General features: G+C 62.6%; 5 protein-coding genes and 2 pseudogenes. 2 read left to right on the top strand and 5 right to left on the bottom strand.

Annotated elements, in window-relative coordinates:
• The first annotated feature begins 1,792 nt into the window (after positions 1–1,792).
• Together J7I85_RS22475 and J7I85_RS25340 are read left to right on the top strand one after the other, a co-directional pair.
• Positions 1,793–1,995: pseudogene (locus J7I85_RS22475) on the top strand (cold-shock protein).
• A gap of 75 nt (positions 1,996–2,070) precedes the next feature.
• Positions 2,071–2,297, top strand: a pseudogene (locus tag J7I85_RS25340) (recombinase family protein); the annotation flags it as partial.
• A 211-nt stretch (positions 2,298–2,508) separates the two neighbouring features.
• Here the strand turns inward: J7I85_RS25340 and J7I85_RS22465 are convergent.
• From J7I85_RS22465 to J7I85_RS22445, 5 genes are all read right to left on the bottom strand, one after another.
• Positions 2,509–3,612 (bottom strand): tRNA-dihydrouridine synthase, encoded by a 1,104-nt coding sequence (locus tag J7I85_RS22465; RefSeq protein WP_214857459.1) that lies wholly within the window; start codon positions 3,610–3,612, stop codon positions 2,509–2,511.
• Positions 3,613–4,007: 395 nt separating this feature from the next.
• Complete coding sequence (locus tag J7I85_RS22460; protein WP_214857457.1) at positions 4,008–4,754, bottom strand: SDR family NAD(P)-dependent oxidoreductase; 747 nt, start codon at positions 4,752–4,754, stop codon at positions 4,008–4,010.
• 28 nt (positions 4,755–4,782) lie between these two features.
• Positions 4,783–5,550, bottom strand: a complete 768-nt coding sequence (locus tag J7I85_RS22455; RefSeq protein ID WP_214857455.1) for an SDR family NAD(P)-dependent oxidoreductase — start codon at positions 5,548–5,550, stop codon at positions 4,783–4,785.
• A complete protein-coding gene (locus J7I85_RS22450; RefSeq protein WP_214857452.1) occupies positions 5,537–6,928 on the bottom strand; it encodes an MFS transporter in 1,392 nt (463 codons plus the stop codon). The genes J7I85_RS22455 and J7I85_RS22450 overlap by 14 nt, the downstream gene beginning before the upstream one ends.
• Positions 6,925–7,815 carry a polysaccharide deacetylase gene (locus J7I85_RS22445; protein ID WP_214857450.1) on the bottom strand — a complete coding sequence of 297 codons (891 nt, stop codon included), beginning with the start codon at positions 7,813–7,815 and terminating at the stop codon, positions 6,925–6,927. Before J7I85_RS22445 ends, J7I85_RS22450 begins: the two co-directional genes overlap by 4 nt.
• Positions 7,816–7,834: the final 19 nt, after the last annotated feature.

Raw genomic sequence — 7,834 nt, 5'->3', positions numbered from 1 at the left:
TGCCTTTTCCACCGTTCCCTCTTGCGGAGGCGTACTTGCTAGCACTGCCACTCCTTACCCTCGGACTTAATTAGGCCGGATTCGCAGCCGGAAGCACCAAGGCTCTGCTCCCGTTCAAGCGGCAAGCGTTGTAGGAGCACAGCAACCCGCGAGGCAGTCAAAGCGTAGCTCCGCCTGCAGAAAGCCTGGGGAGAAGGCCCGGGCGAGAATCATATGCGCCCTGCAACATCCACCATGCCGGGCCACACTTGCATCTCGTATCGTGAAAGCAGTGTGGGAACCACTAGAACCACGCTAGGACGGCCCTCGCCTAAAATCATCCGTACCGACTACTCGAATTTGAGGACCGGCGGCTACCTAAGTACTTGTAGGCAGGGAAGAGCCGAACAGCTCCCGGGCCTACGGAAATGAAACGGAGTATCTTGGCACTGGCAGATGCCCTTCTGCAGAACATTCAGATTATTAGTCTCAGAATGTGGAAGTTGGGAAGTGAGCTCGAGGCCCTTGCCGGCTCCAACCGAAGGATGGTGCAGATGCTCCAGCCTGCGCCGACGATGGCCCGCGGGCCGCAGGTGCAGCCTGTCCAGCCGACCCCTGTCTTGATGCGCGGCGTTGATCCGACGGTGTTGCCGTAGTACTAGAGGGTCCCGGCGGCGTCGTAGGCAAGGATTCCCGGATACTGGTCGTTTTACGCCAGTGGCCGACGGTGACGTGGCACCGGCCGGGCATCGTCCTGGACACAGAGGGCCACATCCTCACCAACACGCATGTGGTGAGCATTTCCCCAGGGTTTGTCCCTCCCGCACCTTGCACTGGCAAACCCCGCCTCTTCGTTTCCCACGGAGAGGGCGATGCCGTCCTGCCGACTGACCGCACCAGCCGCCGGTTGGTGCCCCTCCTAAGAACGGACGGCTACGAGGTCACTTACGCGGCGTTCCCAGGGCCCCCATACGGTATTCACAGCCATCGCCGGGGAAGCTATCAACTGGTTGGGCTGGCAGAGGTAGAGGAACAGAAGCGCTAAGCGGCACTTCCGTTTAGCGGGTTCCCGCCGGGCCTCCCTTGGGGACGCTGAACAAGTCACAGGGCGTGTGTCCATGAAGAGTACCGCCACCGTCCGTGAGTGGACCACCGTGTACCGGCTGACGCCGTCCACCCAGGAATGAATCCCGGTGTACTCCTCGACGTCCAGCCCCCGGCTGGGTGTTTGAAACCTATGGGGACGGGTGCCTTCTCTGCCGGCCTACTCTCGGGGAGGCGACATATGGCCGGTTATCGGCGTTCGACCTGGGCTGTTATTAGACGGGTGAATCACCCAGCAGCCAGCGGGAAGTATGCAGGTGTTGGACAGCCGGAGCGGGCGGTCACTGGGGGGATGGTCGTGCCCGGACCCGACTGTCCATCCCGCTGGTCAAAGCTGGCAGGTCATCCAGCAGGGAGTTATTCCATCATCCGCGATACACCTGAGAAGAACCTGAGGCCTCGGGAATTGCCTTAGAAGTTCCACCTTCGGGAGGACAAGGTGTGAGCCCCATCAGGAAGAGGTTTGCCTTCAGCCCGCCGGGTATCAGCGCATCGAGCCCAGCTCATTGCCACTCCCCCGCATCAGCTGGGGTGCCTGCTGCGTACTCGAGGTCAGGCTGCGGCAACCTCGTGTGGCCGTCGTCCGGGAGTCCGGCACCTTTGACCAGTCTCTTGCCCACCCACTGACGCCTCATAGGCTCATGGTGTGAGTGGCGGGGACGGCAATCCGAAAAGCGGATTCCGCCCGCGGCCCGTGAAGGAAACAAGCATGGCAACAGGTACAGTCAAGTGGTTCAACGCCGAAAAGGGCTTCGGTTTCATCGCCCCCGACGACGGAAGCGCTGACGTGTTCGCACACTTTTCGGCAATCGCATCAAGCGGGTACCGTTCCCTCGACGAGAACCAGAAGGTTCAGTTCGACGTCACCCAAGGCCCTAAGGTCCGCAGGCGGAGAACATCCAGCCGCTCTAAGCGGTTGCCAAAAAGCTGACCGGCACAACCCGCGGTCAGCTTTTTTGTTCCCACAATGCCCTGCAAAGGCGTGCGGTGGAGTTCGTCAAGGAGAGCCTTGTCTTCACCGGCGAGGACTCCCCCACGGCAAACCACGTGCTCTCCGTCATGGGCGCTTTCGCCGAATTCGAACGCTCCTTCATCAGCGAACGCCAAAGTAGGGACGGCATCGCCCTTACCAAGCAGCGCGGCGGCTACAAAGGGCAGGAGAAGACCTCACACCGGTACGGGCTGCCGATCTGGTCAAGCCGTGGTCGTCTGGTCTTTCCAGGGTCTGGAGTCATGGCACAGGTTGCGCAAGCGTGAGGGCAGCAGCCGGCTGCGCTGGTCACCGGAACCAGTGGCGGAAAAACCCGTGTCAAACACCGATCGAGACATGATCACTCAACCGTTCAGGACCTTCGGGTGTCACCCATCCACTACGCGCCACGCCGAAAGATTAACACAAACAGGCCTAAGTAAACGGCATTGCTCCTAGGAGGGATCTTCTAGTTCCCAGTCTTTGACGTCCGCCAGAGGAGCAAAGACGGAGGGGTCGAGTTCCCCGAATTCCAGGTTGTTGCGGACAAGATGCGGCCAGTTCCGGTTGGCCAGGGCGGCTTTACCGAGCGCAACGACGTCTGCTGAGCCCTCTGCCAGCATGGACACCGCCGTGTCCGGATCGTCGAGCTTGCCGTTGGCGATCACGGGCACTCCCGAGTACTGCTTAGCCAGCGCAGCCAGGGTTTCCTCTGCATCCCTGAACGCGGGCTCTGTGGCGCGGTATTCGGTGGTGTGGACAAAATCGATTCCCGTGGCGCCCAGCGAGGCGAAAATGACTTCTGCTTCTTGGACTCCTCCGCTCCACTTGTGGTCATTGTCGCTGACCTTGGACTGGGAGATGCGAATCCCCACTGTCATGCCCGGGCCAACGGTTTGGCGGACGTCGCGGCAGATTTCGGCGGCGAAGCGCACCCTGTTCTCCGGTGAGCCGCCGTAGTTGTCGTCGCGCTGGTTCAGGTATTCCGTGAGGAACTGGTCAAGCAGGTACCCGTTGGCACCATGGATCTCGACGCCGTCAAAGCCGGCCTGCTGTGCATGCAGCGCCGCCGTGACGAAGCCATCACGGACCTCTTCCATCTGGGCCGCTGTGATCTCCGAAGGAACGGGATAGGGACCTTCACCGCGGTAGAACCCCAGTTGCTCCCCTTTGGGTGCCACCGCCGATGGTCCCACTGAGGAGCCCACGAACCGGTTTCCCTGGCTCTGCGCCCCCGCATGCATCAGCTGGGCGAAGATCTTGGAGCCCGCTGTGTGGACGCCGTCGACGACTTTCGCCCAGGACTGTGCCTGCTCCTCGGTGGCGATGCCTGGCTGGTAGTGGTAGCCCTGGCTGTGGGCAGTGTCCGGATAGATACCTTCCGTGATCAGCAGCCCGAAACCTCCCCGCGCGAACGTCCGGTAGTAGGAAGCCATTATTTCCGTGGCATGCCCGTCCTCGGTGGCGCTGATCCGTGTCATGGGAGCCAGCGCAACCCGGTTGTCCAGTTCCGTGGAACCGATCAGAGTGGGTGACCAGAGCGGGGTGTAATCAGTCATGAACATCTCCTTGGGAGTATTTGCGTGCAGCTGGTTCCGGCAACAGCCCCGCCGCTAGTGCCGCGCGCGCGGGCAGGCCGGCATTGGCTGGATCAGCTGCGTACGCCTGCCGGCGTTTGCGCAGGTGGTCCAAAACCGATGCGTTTGTGAAGCAGCCCAGCACGGCGGACCACAGTTCTTCAACGGTCTGGCACTGCCTGGAGCCCCCGGAGGGGCTTGTCATCATCCAGCCGTCCTTGACTGCAGTCACCTTCGGGGCTCCCGGGAGGCCGGAACAAACGGCGTTGATCGCCCCGGCCACGATCAGATGTTGCCTGCTGGTTCGTACCGGTCCCAGGGCAGGATCGGCGACGGTAGTCCTCCCGCAGACACCACACATGTCTGCTCCCTTCCCTTTACGGCATGACGTCGCCGGAGTTGGGCCCCAGCGTCTGTCCCACAAACAGGTTTCCGCCCGGGTCGCTGGCCAGCAGCACGGCGGCGGGGGCCACTTCCGCTGGGCGCCCGAAGCGCCGGAGCGGCAGTTCGGCGCGCTTGGCGGCCTTCCAGCTTTCCGAGATGCCCTCCACCAAGGGGGTTTCAATCGGCCCCGGCGCGATGCAGTTGACGAGGACATTGTCCGCCGCCGTTTCCAGGGCAAGGGCCTTGGAGAACCCAATTACGCCTGCCTTGGCAGCACTGTAATGGGTCAGCCCCATGCCGCCTTTGATGGCCAGCTGGGAGGAGATGTTGATGATGCGGCCCCACTTCCGGTGCCGCATCTCCCCCACCACCTCCCGACAGCACAGGAACACACCGGTCAAGTCCACCGTGAGAGTTTCGTTCCATATGGCCAGGGACATGTCCTCCAGCGGAGACTCCGTCAGCAGACCCGCGCTGTTGACCAGGACGTCGATGCCGCCCAGCCTGTCCCGGGCCTCAGTAAAGGCCGCCCGCACGCTGGCTTCATCGGCCACGTCTACGCGGATGGTGTCGTCCCCTCCAGCCCGGTCCAGCACGGCTACCCGGTCCCCGTTGGCTGCGAAGGCCTCGGCGATGGCCTTGCCGATCCCGCTGGAACCGCCGGTGACAACCACCCTCCGGCCGTTCCCGGCTTGAGCCTTCCCGGACTCCGGGTCAGCAGCATGAATCGATGTGTTCATCGTGTTCTTTTCCTTCTCGGGCGCGCTCTCAGGCGCGCATCTTCACGGTGAGGCCGCCGTCAACCACCAGCGCCTGACCCGTGATGTAGCGGGACTCATCGGATGTAAGGAACCCGATGACACTGGCTACTTCCTCAGGTTTACCTACCCGGCCCCAGGGGATGTCCTTCCCTGCCCGCTGCAACCCCTCGGGACCGAGCGAATTTACGGGGTCCAGGGACTGCGGTGTCTCAATCAGTCCCGGGATGACGGCGTTGGCGCGGATCTGTCGCGGACCGAGTTCCACGGCCACGCTGCGGACAAGGCCAAGGACGCCTGCCTTGGCCGCGGCATAATGGGCGTGTTCCTCCCACCCGTACACGCCGCCGGCGATGGATGAGATCGCAACCAGCGCGCCGCCGTCGGTCATTCTCTCCGCACCGGCACGCAGCGTGCGCAGCACGCCGGTGAGGTCCACGTTGAGCATGTCGTGCCAGCGCTCGTCCGTCATCTCCCCCAGCGGCGAATTGCGAAGGATTCCGGCGTTGGCGATGGCGTAGTCCAGCCGCCCGTACTCGTTCACAGCACGCTGCGCGAGGGCGTCCACGGAAGCGGTGGTCCGGACGTCCACCTCGTGGATCACCCCCTCGCCGTTGGCTTCCTTGACCAAGCGGAGGGTTTCCTCCGGGTCGTGGGGGTCGCCGGGGAAGGTGCCGATGACTGACACCACTCCCTGCCGCGCGTAGTGAACGGCCAGGGCGCGTCCAATCCCGCTCGCGGCTCCGGTAATGATTGCAACTTTGTTATGCGACGTCATGGGGGTGGTCCTCCAGGAGAGCTTCGACCGGCGGCTTGGCGGCGATCATCAGGAGTCCGGACACGAGGGTGCCCAGGGCACCCACCCACAGAGCAGCGCTGCCGGTGCCGCTCCCAGCCGCGATGGCGGTGAAGATGGCGCCGCCGAGGATGGTTCCGGGCTGGCTCATGGCGCCGATGAAGGCGGTTCCGGTAGCGCGGCAGCTCACCGGGTAGCACTCGGCCATGAAGTATTGGATCGCGGCGTAGGGTCCCACGAGGAAGAACAGGCCGGCGCCGTAGGTGAGGATGATCATGAACGGGTCCGTGGCGATCGGGCTGAGCATGATTGCGAACGAAATGCCGGAGATGATCCAGCCGCCGATGATGGTGCGTTTGCGGCCGATCTTGTCACCGAGCCAGCCGTGGAAGACGTAACCGAAGTACGCCAGCAGGTTTATGACGATCAGCATCCAGAAAGCGTCGGCCAGTTCCACGCCCTTGGCGTTTTTCAGCACCGAGCTGCCCAGAACGCTGAAGATGGTGATGCCGAAGAAGTTCACGATCCACGCAAAAGAGAACACGATGGTGTTCCGGCGCAGATGCGGCTCCCAGATCCGCTTGAGCGGAGCTGCGGAGGAATGCTCGACGCCGTACGCGTGGGCCAGCGAATGTGCGTCCTCAGTTTTGCCGCTCTTTTCAAGCTGGGTCAGCTTGTGGTGCAGTTCGAACTGGGGTGTCTCCTTGAGTTTTTTGGCGATCACCCACACGATGACGGCGGCCGGAATGGTTGCCATCAGGTACAGGGCGCGCCAACCGAGGGAGGGCAGGAAGGCCAGGGCCAGTGCGCTGGCCAGCAGGAAGCCCAGCGGCCATCCGCCCTGGATGAAGGAGTAGTGGAATCCGGGGCGCTTGCGCTTGTCCGCCACTTCGGTGACCTGGTAGACCTCGTTCATGTAGGTGGCGTTCACGGCCTGCTCGGAGAATCCGAGGCCGCCGAAGGAACGCACCACCACCAGCAGGGCGTTGCTGAAGAACGGGATGCCGGTGGGAATGAGGGCCGTGAGGCCAGAGACGACGGCGGTTCCACCGATGGTGGTCATCATGCCTTTGCGGCGGCCCAGCCGGTCGATTACGGGCCCAATGCCGAAGCAGACGATGGCCGTGCCGACGGCGATCCACGTGTTAATCGCGTACGCTTCCGTGGCGGACCAGCCGAACTCCTCCTGCATGGCCGGCAGCAGGGTGCCGAAGAGCCCGTAGTCGAAGACTGCGACGGTCCAGGCCAGCAGGGCAAGGACGGTAGCGGTGGTGGTGTTGCGCTTGGAAAAGACCGGGAAGCGGCGCTTCTCATCCGGCCGTGGCTGCGACAGGTCTACAGCCGGTTCTTGAATGGTCATGACTGGTCTTCCTTACGGGGGCTGCGGGAAAGGAAGGAGTCAGCGATCTGGTCGAAGGTCAGCCAGCTGACACCCTCATGGGAGTTGATGTGTTCAATGAGGCGTTCGAGCATGAGCAGCACCTGAGGGCGGCCGGAGACGTCCGGGTGGATGGTCATGGTGAAGACGGCCTGGTCCATTTCGCGGTAGACCCAGTCGAACTGGTCCCGCCACATTTGTTCGATGTCGCGGGGATTGACGTAACCGTGCGAGTTCGGCGCTGCCTTGATGAACATCATGGGAGGCAGGTCATCGAGGTACCAGTTCGCTGGGATCTCAACCAGGTCCGTTTCCTGCCCGCGTACCAGCGGTTCCATCCAGGTTTCGGCGTCCTTGGTGTAGTCGATTTTCTTCCACGAGTCGCCTACGCGGACGTAGTACGGTTCGAAGTCACGGTGCATCAGCGAGTGGTCGTACTTGATGCCCCGCTCGAGGAGGATTTCGTTGGTGACAGGCGAGAATTCCCACCACGGCGCGACGTAGCCCGTGGGCCGGCGGCCGGAAACCTTCTCGATCAGGTCGATCGAGCGGTCAAGGATGGCGGTCTCCTGTTCCCGGGTCATGGCGATCGGGTTCTCGTGTGAGTACCCGTGGACGCCGATCTCGTGTCCGGCATCCACAATCATCTGCGTCAGTTCGGGGAAGGTCTCGATGGAGTGGCCCGGCACGAACCACGTTGCCGGGAGGTTGTATTTCTGGAACAACCGGATCAGCCGGGGTCCCCCGACTTCGCCGCTGAACAGGCCCCGGGAGATGTCACACGGGGAGTCCTCGCCTCCATAGGAGCCGAGCATGCCCGCCACAGCGTCAACGTCCACGCCGAAGGCGACTTGAATGTCCTTAACCACTAGATTTTCCTTTCAATTC

The organism is Arthrobacter sp. ISL-65 (assembly GCF_018613795.1).
GTDB lineage: Bacteria > Actinomycetota > Actinomycetes > Actinomycetales > Micrococcaceae > Arthrobacter.
Note: the sequence above shows the minus strand (reverse complement) of the source record. Positions and strands in the feature narration are given on the sequence as shown.